The sequence below is a fragment of the Hartmannibacter diazotrophicus genome (assembly GCF_900231165.1).
GTDB lineage: Bacteria > Pseudomonadota > Alphaproteobacteria > Rhizobiales > Pleomorphomonadaceae > Hartmannibacter > Hartmannibacter diazotrophicus.
Genome location: NZ_LT960614.1, coordinates 303,292 through 321,016, shown reverse-complemented (window position 1 = coordinate 321,016; position 17,725 = coordinate 303,292). Strand labels below are relative to the sequence as shown.

Sequence of the window (17,725 nt, the reverse complement as noted above, 5' to 3'; positions counted from 1 at the left end):
TATAGATGTCAGACCGCCTTTTCGACCGACGCATCAAGCTTCGCCATATCGTCTGCTTCCTGGAGGTCGCGCGGCTGAAGAGCGTCGGCGGGGCGGCCACCCTTCTCGGGGTGACACAGCCGGCCGCCTCGAAAACCATCCTGGAACTGGAAGACATCCTCGGCGTGGCGCTCTTCGACCGAAGCCGGCGCAACCTTTCCCTCACCGAGGCGGGCGAGGTCTTCCTGCGCTACGCCGGCGCGGGGGTGACGGCGCTGAGGCAGGGGATCGATTCCATCGACCAGGCACAATCCGGCGGCCTCGTCGTCAAGGTCGCTGCGCTGCCGACCGCCTCGGCCCGCATCCTGCCCGATGCCGTGCGCCGTTTCACGGCCGAAGGCCTCAAGTGCCGCGTCCGCGTCGTCACCGGTCCCAACGCCTACCTGCTGTCGCTGCTGCGCCTCGGCGACGCCGATTTCGTGGTCGGGCGCATGGCGGCGCCCGAGGAGATGACGGGCTTTTCCTTCGAGCACCTTTATTCGGAAGAGGTGCGGCTCGTGGTGCGCGCCGGTCACCCTCTGCTCGACCGAAAGCCGTTCGACTTCGCCATGATCGAGCGCTATCCGGTGCTGATGCCGCCGCCCGGCTCGATCATCCGACCCGTGGTGGAGCGGCTCTTGATTGCCCATGGCATCGCCCGGATCAAGGACGAGGTGGAGACGGTCTCCAATGCCTTCGGGCGCAGCTTCACGCGCTCGTCGGATGCGATCTGGATCATCTCCGAAGGCGTCGTCACTGAGGATCTGGCCGAGGGGCGCCTTGCGATCCTGCCGCTCGATACCTCCGAGACGCTCGGTCCCGTCGGGCTGACGACACGCACGGACATCGCGCCGACGCTGCCGGCGAACCTGCTGATGGAGGCGTTGCGGGATGTCGCGGCCAATATCGGTCGGTCCGCCAAGGCCTAGACAAAGACCTTCGGCCTACCCCCTGCCCGCACGCGTTTCCGCCATGCCCCCTTCCACCGCCGCGCCCACCATCTCGGCGCGGCTTGTGAGCGGCGTGCGTCCCGTTTCCCGGCGAAAGAAGCGCGTGAAATAGGCGGCATCGTCGAAACCGATCTCGCCGGCGATCTCCTTCACCTCCAGCGACGTGAAGGCGAGGAGCCGCCGCGCCTCGATGACGAGCCGGCGGTTGACGACCTGAAGCGCGCTCAGCCCCAGCACCTCGCGGCAGAGGCGGTTGAGATGGGTCTGGGTGATGCCAAGCCGCGTCGCATAGGCGCCAATCGGCCAGTGGTCGCGAAAATGGTCCTCGACGAGACCGCGGAAGCGACGGACGAGAAGATCCGAACGCCCCGCGGCCCGGGTCTCGTCCGGCCGCGGCGTCACCGTCTCGCTGATCGCGGCCAGCGCCAGCGAGAGATGCGCCTTGAGCAGGAGATTGCGGGCCGGGCCGGGCTGTGTCGACGCCGCCATCAGGGCATCGAGTGACGCAGCAAGCCTTTCCGTCTGCTCCGGCCAGTCGACAAGAGCCACGGGCCGGGGCGCGCGAAACAGATCCCGCAGCGCCGGCGCGCTCTCCAGCATGGCGCCGACCTCACGCTCCAGGATGGTGACGACCACCCCCTCGACGTCGGCCGAGAAGTCGTAGCCGTGGACCTCCACCGGCGGCATCGTCACGACGGCCGGCGCTGCCAGAACCAGCACGTCTTCACCGGCATAGAGTTGGGCCTCGCCCTCGCGCATGTACAGAATTTGAAAGAGATGCTCGTGGCGATGCGGCTTGATCCGATAATCGTGCAGGCGGCTCCTTGCCTGAATGGTCTCGACATGCAGCCAATCGGCCTGCATCGCGTCGATTTCGTCGGCGTAGAGCACGAAGGTCGGGATACGTCTCACGTTTACCTCGCCACCATGGATGTTCGGATTATCCTGTTCTTTGCGCATCCTGTCCATTGGCGCGCCCTGCCCGCCGCCCCACCGTATTGAGCAACGTGACCGGGGAGGGATCACATGCAAAGAACACGCGTCGTCATCGTCGGGGCGGGACCGGCGGGCCTGTTGCTCGGCCGGCTTCTGGACCGGGCCGGCGTCGACAACATCATCCTGGAGCGCAAGTCGCCGGACTATGTGCTCTCGCGCATCCGGGCGGGGGTGCTGGAACAGGGCACGGCGGACATCCTCGATGCCGCCGGTGTCGGCGCGCGCATGCGCCGCGAGGGGCTCGTGCACGACGGCGTCGAGATCGGCTTTGACGGCGACAAGTGCCGGATCGATTTCGACGGTCTTATCGGCCGGCATGTCATCGTCTACGGCCAAACGGAAGTGACGCACGACCTGATGGATGCCCGGACGGCCGAGGGTGGCCCGGCCATCTACGAGGCCGAGGATGTGACGCTGCACGACTTCGACGGCGCCGTGCCGAAGGTCTCCTACGTCAAGGACGGTGTCACCCACGAGATCGCCTGCGACTACATTGCCGGCTGCGACGGCTACCACGGCGTCTGCCGCGCCAGCGTCCCGGCCTCCGCGATCCGCAGCTTCGAGCGGGTCTATCCCTTCGGCTGGCTCGGTCTTCTCGTCGACAAGCCGCCGGTGGCCGAAGAGCTCATCTACGCCCACCACGAACGGGGCTTCGCGCTCTGCTCCATGCGCTCGCCGACCCGCAGCCGCTACTATGTGCAGGTGGCGCTCGACGAGAAGGTCGAGGACTGGTCGGACGATCGCTTCTATGACGAACTGCGCGGCCGGCTCGACCCGGAGGTGGCCGAGGCGATCCAGACCGGCCCGGCGCTGGAGAAATCCATCGCGCCGCTGCGGAGCTTCGTCGCCGAGCCCTTGCGCTTCGGCCGGCTCTTCCTTGCAGGCGATGCCGCCCACATCGTGCCGCCGACCGGGGCCAAGGGGCTGAACCTTGCGGCCACCGACGTCCAGTATCTCGCCGACGCGCTCATCGAGCACTACGGCGAAAAGTCGGACGCGGGGCTCGACGGCTATTCGGCGAAGGCGCTTGCCCGTATCTGGAAGGCGGAGCGCTTTTCCTGGTGGATGACGCAGCTCCTCCACGTCTTCCCGGAGACGGGCGAATTCGGCCGCCGCATCCAGCGGGCGGAATTCGACTACACCGCAAGCTCGGAACGGGCACGGGCGGTGCTGGCGGAGAATTACACGGGTCTGGCGCTTTAGCGCCCGCCCCGGAGATGCGGCATTTAGTGCCGGAAGTGGCGCATGCCGGTGAAGACCATCGCAAGGCCGGCGGCATCGGCGGCGGCGATCACCTCGTCGTCGCGCATGGAGCCGCCCGGCTGGATCACCGCCGTCGCGCCCGCGTCGATCGCGGCCTGAAGACCGTCGGCAAAGGGGAAGAAGGCATCCGAGGCAACGACCGCCCCCTTGGTCAGCGGCTCCGCCACGCTCATGGCCTTGCCCGCCTCGCCGGCCTTGTAGGCGGCCGTGCGCGAGGAATCGACCCGGCTCATCTGGCCGGCGCCGATGCCGACGGTCATGCCGCCGCGCGCATAGACGATGGCGTTGGACTTCACGTGCTTTGCCACCTTGAAGGCAAAAAGCATGTCGGCGACTTCCTTGTCCGTCGGCTTGCGCTTGGTCACCACCTTCAGCATCTCGGCGGTCACGCGGCCGTTGTCGCGCGACTGGACGAGCAGACCGCCCGCCACCGTCTTCGCCGTCACGCCGCGCGCGGCCGCGTCGGCGAGGGCGCCGGTGACAAGCAGGCGGAGGTTCTTCTTGCGGCCGATGATCTCGACCGCCGCGTCGCTCGCCTCCGGGGCGATGATCACCTCGGTGAAGATCTCCGTGATCAGGCGGGCGGTGTCCTCGTCGAGCAGGCCGTTCAGCGCGACGATGCCGCCGAAGGCCGAGACGGGATCGCAGGAAAGCGCCTTCTCGTAGGCCTCGAGCAGCGTTGCGCCCTTGGCGACACCGCAGGGGTTGGCGTGCTTGATGATCGCGACGGCGGGGGTTGCCGGCGCAAACTCGCTGACGAGTTCTAAGGCCGCATCCGTGTCGTTGATGTTGTTGTAGGAGAGCGCCTTGCCCTGAAGCTGGAGGGCGGTGGCGACACCCGGACGCTGGGTCGCCGAGCGATAGAAGCGCGCCCACTGGTGCGGGTTCTCGCCGTAGCGCAGCTCCTCGGCAAGCTTGCCGCCGACGGCGAAGAAGTCGCCCGGCTGTCCGGTCTCGCCCGTCTCGGCGAACCAGCCGGAGACCGCCGCGTCATAGGCCGCCGTGCGGGCGAAGGCCTTGGCAGCCAGACGCCGGCGCAGGGTGAAGGGAATGCCGTCCGGCTCGCGCATCGCCGCGATCACCGCGTCATAATCCGCCGGCTCGACAATGACCGTGACATAGCCGTGGTTCTTGGCGGCGGCGCGGATCATCGCCGGCCCGCCGATGTCGATATTCTCGATGGTCTCGGCCTCGCCCGCCCCACGCGCCACCGTCTCCTCGAAGGGGTAGAGGTTGACGCAGAGGAGGTCGATGCCCTCGATCTCATGCGCCGACATCGCCGCCGCGTGGGAGGGCTCGTCGCGGATCGCCAGCAGGCCGCCATGGATCTTCGGATGCAGCGTCTTCACCCGGCCGTCCATGATCTCCGGAAAGCCGGTGACGGAGGCGACCTCGATGACGGGCACGCCCGCCGCCTCCAGCGCCGCCTTGGAGCCGCCGGTGGTCAGGATCTCCACCCCCGCCTCATGCAGCGCGCGGGCGAACTCGATCATGCCGGTCTTGTCGGACACGGAGATCAGCGCCCGCTTCGGCATGATGTGGTTGGGGAGGGAAGCGTTGGAGACTTTCATGGGCTCGCCGAAGAGTGATTTTTGGATGGGGATGATTATGGCGCGGCGATAGCATGAATGGGGCAAAAGGGGAATGGCGGGAGAAAGCGGATGGATCGCATTTCGATGCGGATCCGTGCCGTCTTCCAAGTTGAAACGGCGGAAGGACGTCCTTCTCGTGCCTCTCCACCGTCATTGCGGGCCTTGAGCCGGCAACCCAATGGCCGTACGGCACATGCCGGGTCGAGCCCGGCGATGACGACGGAGAGGTTTGGGGCGTCTTTCCGCTCTCCAGCGGTTGCCAAGCTCGCCTTCGCAAAGGCAAAGTCGGCCCGATTCAAACAACAAATCCAAGGGCGGGGGCGATGGCATCGGAACGGAATGACGATCTGGTTCCGACAGCCGAATTCGGGGCTCTCAAAACCCTCGCCAACCTGGTTGGATTTGGCGTTGCCGCAGCGAGCCTTGTCATTCCACCGCAGGCCGGACTGAGCGCGCCCGCGCAGGCCGCGGCCGGCATCGGCTTCATGATGGCCGTCTTCTGGGTGACCGAACTCATCCCCATCGCCGTCACCGCGCTCATTCCCCTCGTCCTGTTTCCGCCCTCCGGCATCGCATCCATCGAGGACCTGGCCTCGTCCTATGCCAACCCGGTCATCTTCCTCTTTCTCGGCGGTTTCCTGATCGCACGGGCGATCGAGCAGTGGGGCCTGCACCGCCGGCTCGCCCATTCGATCCTTGCCCGCACCCGGGGCGATCCCAGCCACATCATCCTGTCGATGATGCTGGTGACCGCATTTCTCAGCCTCTGGATCAGCAACACCGCGTCGGCGATGGTGACGGCGCCGATTGCCGCCTCGATTGCCGCGATGAGCGAGGACAAGAAGGGGTTCGCGCCGGCGCTGATGCTGGGGGTCGCTTACGCGGCGACCATCGGCGGCGTCGGATCGCTGATCGGCACGCCGCCGAACGCGATCTTCGCCGGCTACATGGAAGAAGCGCACGGCGTCACGATCGGGTTCGCCGACTGGATGCTTGTCGGCCTGCCCGTGGTGGCCGTCCTGCTTCCCTTGACCTGGCTGTTCCTGACCCGGGTTTCGTTCCGGATCGCGGCAGGCGAGGTCTCCATCGATCTTGAGAGCCTCGGCCCCATGTCGGCGCCGGAACTTCGGGTCGCCGTGGTCGCCGGTCTGACGGCGCTCGGCTGGATTTTACGGCCGGCGGTTTCGATGCTGTTCCCGGACCTCGACTTCAGCGACGCGGGCGTTGCGATGACCGGCGCGCTGGCGCTGTTCCTGATCCCCGCCGGCAGTCTTCGGGGCGCGCGGCTGCTTGAGTGGAAGACGGCATCGTCCCTGCGCTGGGACGTGCTCATCCTCTTCGGCGGAGGCCTTTCGCTGGCTTCGGCCATCGACAGCACGGGCCTGGCGTCGTGGATCGGCGAAAGCGCCCAGAAACTGCACGGGTTGCCCACGGTCTGGGTCCTGCTCGTCTTCGCGCTCATCATCGTCTATCTCGGGGAGCTTGCCTCCAACACCGCCATGGCCGCGATCTTCATGCCGATTGCCGGCGCGGCCGCCGTCGGCATGGGCAACGATCCGCTGGTCTTCGCGCTGCCGGTCGCCCTTGCTGCGTCGATGGGCTTCATGCTGCCGATCGCCACGCCACCGAACGCGATCGTCTTCGCCAACCCGGCCGTGACCCGGTCTGCCATGCTCAAAGCGGGCGCGCCGCTGAACCTCATCGGCGTCGCCGTCGCTCTTGCTGCCGGAATGTGGCTTGGACCCATCGTCTTTTGAGGCGATCTTGATCTTGCATGGGCCGGTATCGGCTATTGGCCGGAGACCGCATCACGTGCGCGCCAATTGACCCGCTACGCCCTGCCCCTGCGCGCGCCTTTTCCCACCGCCTCGCGCTCCATCGACCAGGTGATCTCCGGCATGTCCTCGCCCGCCTCGCCTTCCAGCACGATCTGGAGGCAGCGGCGGCGGCCATGAATGGCGGAGAGGTAGATCGATTCCTCCAGCATCGGCTCCAGGTCCGTGCAGGCAAAGCTCCAGGCCTCGCCGTCGGGGGCGAGCATGATCACCTGCCCTCCGCCGGTGCGGCTTGCCCGGATCGAGGGATGGAGGTGGAAACGGATGATGAATTTCACCGGCGCCTTGAGGTGGCGTTTCGCGTCGAGCCGATCGACGCCGATGATGCGCGTGCCGTCGGCCGAGAGCGTCAGGCTGCGGGAATGGATGACGCCGAAGCGCTTCAGGTAGCCGTCGTGACTTGCCGTGACGGCGACGTCGTTGTGGCGTTCCAGACGCTCCGATTCCAGCACCTTCGGGCCGGCGATGATGGCGGTTCCGAAGATGCGGCGCATCAGGCCGGAGCGGGCAAAGCGGGCCGAGGAGGTGTTCTCCACCGTCAGCGTCGAATGGGCGGCGGTGGCGCGCGAGGCCTCCTGCCAGAGGGCCGGGCCCTCGGCGCCGCCGCAGTTGACGACGAAACGGCAGGCACCCGCGCTCATCTCGAAGGCGAGGCAGCCGGCGTGGGCGTTGCCGCTCAGTTCCATCGGAGGCGGGGCGCCGACGTCGACGATCAGCGTCGTCGCGCCGCAATCGAGACGCTGGTAGCCGGACGGCGAGGCGTTGGAGACCGGCTGGCCGCGTGCGTCGTCATGGGCAAGCACAGCGGCCATGATGTCGACACGGGTCGTGCCCATGCCGTTGAAGCGGGCGAATTCGCCGTTGCGGTGGCGGAAGAAGCGCAGCATCGGCAGCATGCGGTCGATGGCGCCGAGAAGCGCGGCCGAGGGGGCGACACCGCGCGCGGTGAAGGCCTGACGCAGCGGCAGAAGGTCGATCAGAAGATCGACGATGACCTGCGGGTTGCGGCTGACGTGACCGCCATCGGGCAGGATCTGGCGCAGGAGTTCGGCGTCGAGCGCGGTCATCATCTGGCGCACAAGCTTGGTCTGCCCGTCGAGCGAGAGGGCGGCCAGGGTCACGGAAATCAGGCTGGCGAGGGTCGGATAGCCCTCCTCCACATGCTTCAGCCCGCGGCGCAGGCGGCGCACGTGGCGGATGATGCATTTGAGGAAGGTGCGGTAGAAGGCGCGGTCGGCCCCTTCGAGGATCAGAGGCGACTGGCTGACGAAGACGATCAGCCGCCGCGCGGCGACCTCCGTCTCGAAGGCGATGGGGTCATGACGCGCCTCGTGCATGATCCAGTCGGAGACGAGAGCGCGGGCGTTGGAGCGGGTCAGCGCGCCGTTGGCGGCCTTCAGGTGCCGAAGCCAGCCGAAGGAATGGAGTTCGCGCGCCCAGTCGTCCGAGGGCGGCTCGATGTCAAAGGGCGAATGGCCGCCGGTCTCCGCCACCTTGCCGGCAAAGGCGAAGACGCCGGCATAGATGTCACCGGCAATCGTCGGGTCGGAGGTGCGGATATCCTGCGGCGCGATCACCAGCCGCTCGGGTAGCCCGCCCGGCCAGCGCCAGCGCGAGAAGGGCCCGGCCTCGAAGGACTTGACGGCATGGACCAGGCGTCGACGGCCGGCATGTCCGAGAAGACGGCAAATCGCCTTCACGTCCTCCCAAGCCATCACACGCGCCTTTCTCTTTGCTCCACCGCCGTTGCTGACAAGCCTTGCAGCCGGCGCATCCTGCGCTGTCATGCTGCCTCTTCTGACCGTGATTGCCGCGACCGGGCGACCGATGAGCGACCTCGCGCCGGCCGGGAATGGCCACGCAAGGGATCTCCACTGAAGCCGATTTGGTCCCGAACAGGGTTACCATCAGGTTTCGTAATTCAAAAAAATTCGAAAATTCCCACAACGAGAACGTGCCGCAATCTTTCCCGAGGCCACGTTGTCGCCAACGCACGCCGTTGCCAAGAGTTTTGGCAAAAATTGATTAAGATTCTAGCCGAATTGCCGCAATGATCGTTTACCGGCGCCGGAGCCGGGCGACGAAGAAACCGTCGAGACCGGCAAGATGCGGGTCCGCATCGGGCAGCATCGAGGGCAGCGTGCGCAGGTCGCCTGCCGGCGTGATAGCCCCGGCAAGGCCGCCAATCTCCTCCGGCCGGACGGGGACGCGCTCCACCGGCGCGCCGGACGCGATCAGCGCATCGATCTGGGCCGCGCCCTCCTCCGGCTGCAGCGAACAGGTGCAGTAGACGAGAAGACCACCCGGCCGCACGAGGTCGACGGCGTGGTGCAGCAGGCGCGCCTGCGTTGCCGCCAGGATCTCGATGTCGGACGGTTCTTTCAGGAGCACCAGATCCGGGTGGCGGCGGATCGTGCCGGTCGCCGAACAGGGTGCGTCGAGCAGCACGGCATCGAAGGGACCGCCGGCGTAGGTCGCGACGTCCGCGGTCACCACATCAGCGGAAAGACCCAGCCGGTCGAGATTGGCGGAAAGACGCTTCAGGCGGCGGGCGGAGAGGTCGACCGCCGTGACATGGGCGCCGCGCGCGGCCAGCAGCGCAGTCTTGCCGCCCGGCGCGGCGCACAGATCGGCAACGGTCTTGCCCGCGACATCCCCAAGCAGCAGCGGCGGCAGGGCGGCGGCGGCATCCTGCACCCACCAGGCGCCCTCGGCATAGCCGGGAAGCTGGTCGACGCCGCCGGCCGCGACGAGGCGAATCGATCCGGTCGGCAGCAGCTTGCCGCCCAGCTTTTCCTGCCAGCCCTCGGGGTCCGACTTGACGGAGATGTCGAGACTGGGCTCGACGAGATGCATGGCCGCGATGGCGCGGGCGGTGTCGGTCCCGTAGGCCTTCGCCCAGGCCTCGAAGAGCCAGCCGGGCGTGTTCAGCCGGGCCTCATCCTGACGGGCAAGGATCGCATCGCGCTCGCGCTGGAGCCGGCGCAGGATGGCGTTGGTGAGCCCCTTCCACTTCGCCGTATCGCGCGACCGACCGGCAAGTTCCACCGCGATGTCGATGGCTGCATGGTCGGCGACATCCATGAAGAGAACCTGCGCCGCGCCAATCGCCAGGATCGACTGCAACGCGCCGGCCTTCTGAGGCAGCGGACGGTCGAGGCAGGCGGCGATCGCCTCGGCGATCTGGCCGTGGCGGCGCAGCGCCGTGCCGATGATGGCACGCACCAGCGCCCGGTCCTTGATCTCAAGCGCATTGAAGCGCTGCGACAGCGGGCCTGCCTCGAGCAGGCCGTCGAGAAGCTCGCCCTTGCGCACGAGGGAGAGAAGATCGGCGCAAAGGGCGCGAAGATCATGCCCCGGAGGCAGTGGGGTGCGATCGGCTTCGCGCGGACCGGCCTGATCCTTCCGCGCGCCGCCAGCGGCGCCCCCGTGCTTGTTCTTCGGCCTTCCGGCCCCGCCCGTACCCTTGGAGGAAGACGGGCGGGCTTTGGCATCGTTCAAAATATCATCCCCAGGGACCGCGGCGCGACGTTGAGCGCCCTGCCGGCTGGTTCCAGGGACCGGGAGCGCGCCGTGGAGATACGCCGTTCCCGCCGTCAAAGGAACCACCTTGCGGCCCGGTCCCCATTTCGCGCGAGATCTTCACGAGAGCCGCGATGCGGTTCTCGGTCGCCGGGTGGGTGGAAAAAAGGTTGTCCATGCGCTCGCCGGAGAGCGGATTGATGATGAACATGTGCGCGGAGGCCGGGTTGGCCTCGGCGTTGTAGTTCGGCACATGCGCGACACCGCCCGCGATCTTCTGCAGCGCCGAGGCCAGCGCCATCGGGTTGCCGGAAATCTCCGCGCCGCCCCGGTCGGCGGAATATTCGCGGGTTCGCGAGATCGCCATCTGCACCAGCGCCGCGGCGAGCGGTGCGACGATCGCGGCGACCAGGATGCCGACGAAGCCAAGCGGGTGGTTGTTGTCCCGGTTGCCGCCGAAGAACATGCCGAAATTCGCCAGCATCGAGATCGCGCCGGCGATCGTCGCCGTGATCGTCATCGTCAGCGTGTCGTAGTGCTTGATGTGCGCCAGTTCGTGCGCCATCACGCCGGCGACCTCGTCATGGCTCAGCATCTGAAGCAAACCGGTCGTCGCGGCGACGGCGGCGTTTTCGGGATTGCGGCCCGTCGCAAAGGCGTTCGGCTGCGGGTTGTCCATGATGTAGACGCGCGGCATCGGCAACTCGGCGCGGCGCGCCAGCTCGGCGACCAGATTGTAGTAGTCCGGCGCCGAGCGCGCGTCGACCTCGCGCGCGCCATGCATGGCGAGCACCATCTTGTCGGCGTTCCAGTAACTGAAGAGGTTCATGCCGACGGCGATGACAAGGGCAATCATCATGCCCGCCTGTCCGCCGATCAGGAAACCGACGCCCATGAAAAGGGCCGTCATAGCCGCCAGGAGCATCCCGGTCTTCAGGATATTCATCGTGGTCTGCATCTCCTTCAAGACAAGACGGCAGACCGGAAAGATGATTGGCGATCCTTGCGCCAGAGCTTCTTTTCGCCCGCCGTTCCGGACTATAGGATGGGGACGAGAGCAAGGTTTCTCAAGATGGACGGACGCAAGCAATGAACGATGGCCAGCACCCCGACCCCGCCGCGAGCGCAGATGCGAATGCCGCGTTTCCGGCCGGAACCGCCGCCGCCGGCTCTTCGGCTGACGCGGTCGCTCCGGCTCCGCGCCGCTTCGAGGATCTGCCGCCGGCCGCGCAGCGCGCCTTGAAGGAAGCCGAGGCCCGGCGGGCAGCGGCCAGTTCTCCCGACCTGCCGCGCGAGATCGACGGGCGGGGCGGCCCGGAGCCGGTGCGCTATGGCGACTGGGAGATCAAGGGCGTCGCGGTCGATTTTTGAGGGGTCGCGGGAACGGCAGGGTGGGTCGATTGGGGATTGTTGTTAGGAATATATTCAATTATTCTTGAATTAATGCCTAGCATGAGTCGCCGACCCGCCTTGCATTCAATCAGCCGCGCTCTTTGCGCCAGTCTGTTCTGCCTCTCCGTCCTTCTGGCCGGCGGCGAATCATCGCTCGCGCGGGAACGCCTTGCTGGCCCGGTTCCCGCCGACGTCATCAAGGTCATCGATGGCGATACTCTGCTGGTGCGGGCGCGCGTCTGGATCGGTACGGATGTGACGATCAAGGTCCGGCTGCGCGGCGTCGACGCGCCGGAAATGCATGCGCGCTGCACGGCCGAACGAACGATGGCAGAAGCCGCGACACGGCGGCTTGGCGACCTCGTTTCCGGCGGGCCGGTTTCTCTCTTCGACATCTCCGGCGGCAAATATGGCGGCCGCGTCATTGCGGGCGTCCTGGCCGCGTCGGGCCGGTCCGTCGCCGAGGATCTGCTACGTGACGGATTTGTCAGACACTATCAGGGCAAGACGCGCGAACCCTGGTGCTAGCCCTCAAATGCACCCATGAAGCGCACGACGTTCCCGCACCTGAGGGCAGAAATCACTTTTTCGCCGTTTTTCCGCCCAACGGAGACCACTTACTGATGGATACTTCATGATCGTTGCCTCGGACGGGCCGGACTGGATCAGGTTTCGATTTTCCCAGCCCCCAGCCCCTCGGAACCAGACGGTTCACCCCGGTTAACACCGCAATTTTACAGCGTGCACCCAGCCCCAGCTCGCAGCGGTCGTCCGAGGCAACTATTCTCTCTCTTCCCTGCCACTCAGCGCCCAGTCCCGGGATTCTACGCCCGTTTGCGGCATCGGCTGCTGAATTTTGCGTGATCAGGTTTTCAGGCGCGGACTTTGGCGCTAAGAGCGGCTCTGGAGCACAGAACGGCATGGCGCCAAGCGAGAGCTCCATCGGCCACACACCACAGCCCGGTACCCACAGCATGACGACCTCGACGTCCGACTTCGCCCCGCCCACGCGTCTCCGGCCGGCGCCGATTGCCGCAGCGGCCGCTTTCGTCGTCGGCCTCAGCGCCATCCTCGGTGCCTGGGGCTTCCAGATCATCGGCGGCTATATTCCCTGCGCGCTCTGCTACGAGGAGCGCATTCCCTATTACGTCGGCCTTCCGATCATCGCGCTGGCGCTTGGCCTCGCCGCCGGCGGCAGGGAAACGGCCTTCCGCTGGCTGATGGCGGCGGCCGGCATCGTCTTCCTCGTCGGCGTCGGCCTTGGCGTGCGGCATGCCGGCGTCGAATGGGGCTTCTTTCCGGCGCCCGCAGACTGCGGCGGCGGTGTCGGCGCGACGACCAACGCGGCCGACCTGCTCGGCGCCATGTCGAGAGCCAAGATCGTTCCCTGCTCGGAGGCCGCCGGCCGGTTCCTCGGCATCAGTTTTGCCGGCTGGAACGCCGTCGCCTGCCTGATGGTCACGGCCCTCGCCTTCCTGGCCGTGGCATGGAGCCGCAGGCCCGCGGACGCCTCAATACGATAAGAAACAGCCTCAGAAGAAAACGAACCAGCTTGGGAGGAAGGGCATGGCCCGTCTTGGAGTGATGGGATGCGCCGCACTGGCGCTTCTTGCGATGGCCGTGCCGGCGCTGGCGGAAGACGCCAAGCCGGAGATGGAAGTGATCGGCGATATCGGCGGCGTGCCGATCAAGGCCGCTGTCCAAACCTTCGGACCGATCCGCGTCGTCGGCCCCTTCTCCCGCTCCACCAATCCGGGGGCCCATGTCGCCGGCGTCTACATGAAGCTGGAAAACACCTCGGACAAGGAAATCCGCCTCCTCAACGCGGCGACGGATGCCGCAAGGGATGTCCTCCTGCACGACATGCCGATGATCGAGGGCGTCGTGACGATGACGCCGGTTTCGGAGGGCATTCCGATTCCGGCGCACGGACGCATCGACCTTCATCCGGGCGGCTATCACATCATGCTGTCGGGCCTCGTCAAGCCGCTGCAGCCGGGCCGCAATTTCCCGATGACGCTGGCGTTCTCCGACGGCACGAAGGCCGACCTCTCCGTCAACGTCTGGGACATCCAGCAGCTGCAGATCACCACGCAATGACGCGGTTGAAGGCCATCCGGATCGCTCTCTGGGTCGCGGTCGCGGTGCTGACCGCCACGACCGTCGGCGTGTTCATGATCCGGGAGACCGAGACCCCGGCCAACGCGGCGATCGGCGGTCCGTTCACGCTGGAGGACGCCGGCGGCAAGCCCGTCACCGAGGCGGTCTTTACCGGCAAGCCGCATCTGATCTTCTTCGGCTACACCCATTGCCCGGACGTGTGCCCGACGACGCTGGCCGACATGACGGTGCTGCTCGACGACCTCGGGCCTGCGGGCAAGGATCTCGTCATCGCCTTCATCACGGTCGATCCGGAGCGCGACACACCCGAGGTGCTGAAGAGCTACCTGTCGTCCTTCTCGCCGCAGATCGTCGGCCTGACGGGAACCGACGCCGAGATCGCCGACGTGGTCTCGGCCTATCGGGCCTACCGGCGCAAGGTGCCCGGGGAAGCCGGCGAATACACGATGGACCACACCGCGTCGGTCTATCTCTTCGACGACACCGGCGATTTTCGCGGCACGATCGACCTGTCGGAGACCGACGACGTTCGGCTTGCCAAGGTCAAGCGCCTGCTCGGCATCGGCTGACGCGGAACCGAGCGACGGATCATTGCCCGCCGCCGGACCGGGCGGCATCAGTATTCGATCGATTCTCGCTCATTAAAGCGATCCTTAAGGCGCATCACCTAGAGTTGCGGGGCAACAAGAAGAGGCTCCCGCATGCGCCAGACCGCCACCAATAGTCTCATTTTACTGCCGCCCGCCATCGGCGGCCTCTTCCTGATTCTGCTGCTTGCCTGCGTGCCCGCGGCGGTCGCCCAGACCGCCCCCTCCACCGGCATGGAACGCGGCGACAACGTCGGCACCGACCAGTTCGCGGATGGGACGAAGGTGCCCACAGGCATCGCGCAGGACGACGCGGCCCGAACAGGCTGATCCGGCCCTCCTCTCCGGCTCGAGACCCGACCAGCACAGGAAAGACACATGCCGCACATCCCGCCCGGCCCGACGACGACCGAAGGGGCTGCCGACAGTCGCCCCCCGCCATGGCGGACGGCCGCGCGCGAATGGTTCCTCGCCATCCCGGTGCTGACGAGCGTAATCTTCATGGCATTCGGCGACAAGCTTTTCAGCGGGCTCGACAATCTCGCCTGGCTCGGCCTGCTGTTCGTCTGGCTGTTCGCCACGGTGCTCGGCTCCGCGCTCGGCGTCGTGCGCCATGCCGAGGCGATCTCCGAGCGGCTCGGCGAGCCCTACGGCACGCTGGTGCTCACCCTCTCGATCACGGTCATCGAGGTGATGAGCATCACCGCGATCATGATGCATGGCGACGACAACCCGACGCTGGTGCGCGACACGCTCTTTTCCGTCGTGATGATCATTCTCGGCGGCATGGTGGGGCTGTCGCTGCTGCTCGGCGCTGTGCGCCACCGCGAGCAGACCTTCAACCTTCAGGGCGCCAACGCCTACCTCGGCGTCATCGTGCCGCTCGCGGTCTTCAGCCTCGTTCTGCCGAATTTCACGAAAGCCACCTCGGGCCCCACCCTTTCGGGCGCGCAGCAGGCCATGGTGGGCCTGATGGCGGCGGGCCTTTTCGCCACCTTCCTGATGATCCAGACGGGCCGCCACAGGAGCTATTTCGCCCAGCCCGACAGCGCGGACGAGGAGACCCACGCCGGGCACGGAAAGGACATCCGCCTCCTGCCCCACCTCCTGCTGCTGCTCGCCTACATGCTGCCGGTCGTCTTCCTCGTCGAGCAGCTTGCCCGACCCATCGACTATGTGATCGAAACGCTCGGCGCGCCGCAGGCGATCGGCGGCGTCATCATGGCGATTCTCGTGGCAACGCCCGAGGCGATCGGCGGCGTGCGGGCCGCGCTGCAGAACAGGCTCCAGCGCTCGGTCAATATCTTCCTCGGCTCGGTGCTGGCGACCATCGGCCTGACCGTGCCGGTGATGCTGGTCGTCGCCCACCTTGCCGGCCTCAACCTTGTCCTCGGCCTGGAGCCGACCGACATCACGCTTCTGGGGCTCATCCTGGCCGTCAGCATGATCACCTTCTCCAGCAGGCGCACCCATCTCGTCCAGGGCGCGGTGCACGTGCTGATCTTCCTCGCCTTTCTGTTCCTGCTCTTCCAGGGCTAGGGCGGAAACTCAATCAGGTTTCGGGCGCGGCGCGATGCCCGCCCGGGCCATGGCGCCAATGCCGCCGACGCGGTAAAATGCCTTCATGAGCGCACCCGATCACGTCCGACAGCCCGCAGAGGCAGGCAAGCCCCCCATGCGCGCGGGGCAGTCGCGGCTTGCGCTCGCCGGGGTGATCGTCTTTTCCGCCCTCTTCGGCGCCGCGATCGCGCTCAACATGCGCCACGGCATGGCGATTTATGCAGAACGGCTGATTTCGGGGCTTGCGGGCTGCTTCTGACTGCCTGCCGCGATCAGGGATCGAGTTCGGTATCCCAGTAGAGGAAATCGAGCCAGCTTTCGTGCAGGTAGTTCGGCGGGAAGAGTCGGCCGTTGTTGTGAAGGTCCTGCACGGTCGGCGGATAGGGCATCTGGTAGGGATGCATGCCCGCTTCCTTCAGCGACTTGTTGGCCTTTTTCAGATTGCAGGGAGAGCAGGCCGCCAGCACGTTGTCCCAGGTGGTCTGGCCGCCCCGGGAGCGCGGGATGAGGTGATCGAAGGTCAATTCCTCGCGAGAGCCACAGTACTGGCACTGGAAACGGTCGCGGAGGAAGACGTTGAATCGGGTGAAGGCGGGATGTCGGGAGGGATGAACGTAGGTCTTGAGCGAGACGACCGAGGGTAATCGAAACTCGAAGGTCGGACTTCGTACCGTCGTCTCATACTCGGAGACGATATTGACCCTGTCGAGAAACACAGCTTTCACCGTGTCCTGCCACGACCACAATGACAGGGGATAATAACTCAAGGGCCGATAATCGGCATTCAAGACCAGGGCCGGATGTCCATCCGGCGAGACTGCGATCGTCACCTCTCGCTTCCCTCCACCGAATCTCGTGGGTCACCCACGAGAGACCGCGCGCATAATGTATAGCGTGCATGTCAGGTCTGTGAAGCATCCCCGATAAAACAAAAGTCGCAAGCGCTTTTTCCCCGGGGGATATCCTCAGCTCTCTCCCGCCTCGTTGTCGGAAATGTGTTTCGTCACGGTGATGAACGCCCGCTCCGGCAGCAGATGCTTGAGGACAGCCATGATCTTCGTCGCCGTCGTCACACTGTAATACGGCCGCGGGCGGCTGCTCTCGACAGCGTGGACCAGGCAGTCGACGACGGCCTCCGGCGGCAGCTTGAAGCGGCTCGCCCCGCCGCGTTCCATGCGCGCAAGGCGGCGGCGATAGATCTCCGCATGGGGCGACGCATCGATGTCGACGTTGGCGCGGAACATCTTCAGGCTCGTCGGCACGAACTTCGTTGCGATCGGTCCGGGGCGAATCGACGAGACCTCGATGCCGGTCCCGGCAAGCTCCAGCCGCAGCGTGTCGGTGAGTGCCTCCAGCGCATGTTTGGAGGCCGTGTAGGCGCCGCGATACTTCAGCGCGATGAAGCCGAGGATCGAGGAACATTGCACGATCCGGCCCGACCCTTGCGCCCGCATGATCGGCACCACCTGCCGCGTCAGTTCGTGCCAGCCGAAGAAATTGGCCTCGAACTGCCGTTTCAGAACGTCGGTCGTCAGATCTTCCACCGCGCCCGGCTGGCCGTAGGCGCCATTGTTGAAGAGCGCGTCGATGCGCCCACTGCCCGCCGCCCGGACCGCTTCGACCACGGCACGGATCGAGTCCGGCTGGGTGTAGTCGAGGAAAAGACCGGTCACGCCGTCGATCGAGTCAAGGCGGGCGATATCCTCAGGCTGCCGCGCGGTCGCAAAAACCGTCCAGCCGCGCCCGGCCAGAATGGTTGCCGCCGCGAGCCCAATGCCCGACGAGGCGCCCGTGATCAGGATGACGCGGCCCTTTGCTGCCATTTCGCTGCCCTCTTCCCTTGCCGGAGTCATGCGCCTTCCGACGCACTGCACTCATACGGCTTCGGG

General features: G+C 66.3%; 18 protein-coding genes. 11 read left to right on the top strand and 7 right to left on the bottom strand.

The genetic code is table 11. The features are described from left to right. Positions 1–5: 5 nt before the first annotated feature. Positions 6–947: a pca operon transcription factor PcaQ gene (pcaQ, locus tag HDIA_RS01460; RefSeq protein ID WP_099553701.1), complete on the top strand. Its 942-nt coding sequence runs from the start codon at positions 6–8 to the stop codon at positions 945–947. A 15-nt stretch (positions 948–962) separates the two neighbouring features. Here the strand turns inward: pcaQ and HDIA_RS01455 are convergent, their stop codons facing one another. Continuing rightward, on the bottom strand, positions 963–1,880 hold the full coding sequence (locus HDIA_RS01455; protein ID WP_162292597.1) for a helix-turn-helix domain-containing protein: 918 nt from the start codon (positions 1,878–1,880) through the stop codon (positions 963–965). 114 nt (positions 1,881–1,994) lie between these two features. Between HDIA_RS01455 and pobA the strand changes: the two genes are divergently transcribed. Continuing rightward, positions 1,995–3,167 carry a 4-hydroxybenzoate 3-monooxygenase gene (gene pobA / locus HDIA_RS01450; protein WP_099553697.1) on the top strand — a complete coding sequence of 391 codons (1,173 nt, stop codon included), beginning with the start codon at positions 1,995–1,997 and terminating at the stop codon, positions 3,165–3,167. 23 nt (positions 3,168–3,190) lie between these two features. On the opposite strand, the gene purH is transcribed toward pobA, so the two are convergent. Continuing rightward, positions 3,191–4,798: a bifunctional phosphoribosylaminoimidazolecarboxamide formyltransferase/IMP cyclohydrolase gene (gene purH, locus HDIA_RS01445; RefSeq protein ID WP_099553695.1), complete on the bottom strand. Its 1,608-nt coding sequence runs from the start codon at positions 4,796–4,798 to the stop codon at positions 3,191–3,193. 344 nt (positions 4,799–5,142) lie between these two features. Between purH and HDIA_RS01440 the strand changes: the two genes are divergently transcribed. Further along, positions 5,143–6,576 carry an SLC13 family permease gene (locus HDIA_RS01440; protein WP_099553693.1) on the top strand — a complete coding sequence of 478 codons (1,434 nt, stop codon included), beginning with the start codon at positions 5,143–5,145 and terminating at the stop codon, positions 6,574–6,576. Positions 6,577–6,650: 74 nt separating this feature from the next. Here HDIA_RS01440 and HDIA_RS01435 read toward each other — a convergent pair whose 3' ends face one another. From HDIA_RS01435 to htpX, 3 genes are all read right to left on the bottom strand, one after another. Next, positions 6,651–8,441, bottom strand: coding sequence for a heparinase II/III family protein (locus HDIA_RS01435; protein ID WP_197708080.1), 1,791 nt, complete (start codon positions 8,439–8,441; stop codon positions 6,651–6,653). 271 nt (positions 8,442–8,712) lie between these two features. After that, entirely contained in the window at positions 8,713–10,155 is a 1,443-nt protein-coding gene (locus HDIA_RS01430) for an RsmB/NOP family class I SAM-dependent RNA methyltransferase (RefSeq protein ID WP_245884107.1), read from the bottom strand. Positions 10,156–10,159: 4 nt separating this feature from the next. Next, positions 10,160–11,122, bottom strand: a complete 963-nt coding sequence (htpX, locus tag HDIA_RS01425) for a zinc metalloprotease HtpX (protein ID WP_099558643.1) — start codon at positions 11,120–11,122, stop codon at positions 10,160–10,162. 143 nt (positions 11,123–11,265) lie between these two features. Between htpX and HDIA_RS26065 the strand changes: the two genes are divergently transcribed. From HDIA_RS26065 to HDIA_RS25080, 8 genes are all read left to right on the top strand, one after another. Further along, entirely contained in the window at positions 11,266–11,547 is a 282-nt protein-coding gene (locus HDIA_RS26065; RefSeq protein WP_099553691.1) for a DUF1674 domain-containing protein, read from the top strand. Positions 11,548–11,628: 81 nt separating this feature from the next. Continuing rightward, positions 11,629–12,096 carry a thermonuclease family protein gene (locus HDIA_RS01415; protein ID WP_099553689.1) on the top strand — a complete coding sequence of 156 codons (468 nt, stop codon included), beginning with the start codon at positions 11,629–11,631 and terminating at the stop codon, positions 12,094–12,096. A gap of 392 nt (positions 12,097–12,488) precedes the next feature. Next, on the top strand, positions 12,489–13,091 hold the full coding sequence (locus HDIA_RS01410) for a disulfide bond formation protein B (RefSeq protein ID WP_245884106.1): 603 nt from the start codon (positions 12,489–12,491) through the stop codon (positions 13,089–13,091). A gap of 43 nt (positions 13,092–13,134) precedes the next feature. Then, entirely contained in the window at positions 13,135–13,668 is a 534-nt protein-coding gene (locus HDIA_RS01405; RefSeq protein WP_099553687.1) for a copper chaperone PCu(A)C, read from the top strand. After that, a complete protein-coding gene (locus HDIA_RS01400; RefSeq protein ID WP_099553685.1) occupies positions 13,665–14,258 on the top strand; it encodes an SCO family protein in 594 nt (197 codons plus the stop codon). Before HDIA_RS01405 ends, HDIA_RS01400 begins: the two co-directional genes overlap by 4 nt. Before the next feature lie 132 nt (positions 14,259–14,390). Then, on the top strand, positions 14,391–14,606 hold the full coding sequence (locus HDIA_RS01395) for a hypothetical protein (RefSeq protein WP_099553683.1): 216 nt from the start codon (positions 14,391–14,393) through the stop codon (positions 14,604–14,606). 48 nt (positions 14,607–14,654) lie between these two features. Then, positions 14,655–15,815, top strand: a complete 1,161-nt coding sequence (locus HDIA_RS01390) for a calcium:cation antiporter (RefSeq protein WP_099553681.1) — start codon at positions 14,655–14,657, stop codon at positions 15,813–15,815. A gap of 136 nt (positions 15,816–15,951) precedes the next feature. Continuing rightward, positions 15,952–16,095, top strand: coding sequence for a hypothetical protein (locus HDIA_RS25080; RefSeq protein WP_157775142.1), 144 nt, complete (start codon positions 15,952–15,954; stop codon positions 16,093–16,095). A gap of 13 nt (positions 16,096–16,108) precedes the next feature. On the opposite strand, the gene HDIA_RS01385 is transcribed toward HDIA_RS25080, so the two are convergent. Together HDIA_RS01385 and HDIA_RS01380 are read right to left on the bottom strand one after the other, a co-directional pair. Continuing rightward, positions 16,109–16,666: an HNH endonuclease gene (locus HDIA_RS01385; protein WP_099553679.1), complete on the bottom strand. Its 558-nt coding sequence runs from the start codon at positions 16,664–16,666 to the stop codon at positions 16,109–16,111. Between the two features lie 135 nt (positions 16,667–16,801). Continuing rightward, a complete protein-coding gene (locus HDIA_RS01380; RefSeq protein WP_099553677.1) occupies positions 16,802–17,659 on the bottom strand; it encodes an SDR family oxidoreductase in 858 nt (285 codons plus the stop codon). Between the last annotated feature and the right edge of the window lie 66 nt (positions 17,660–17,725).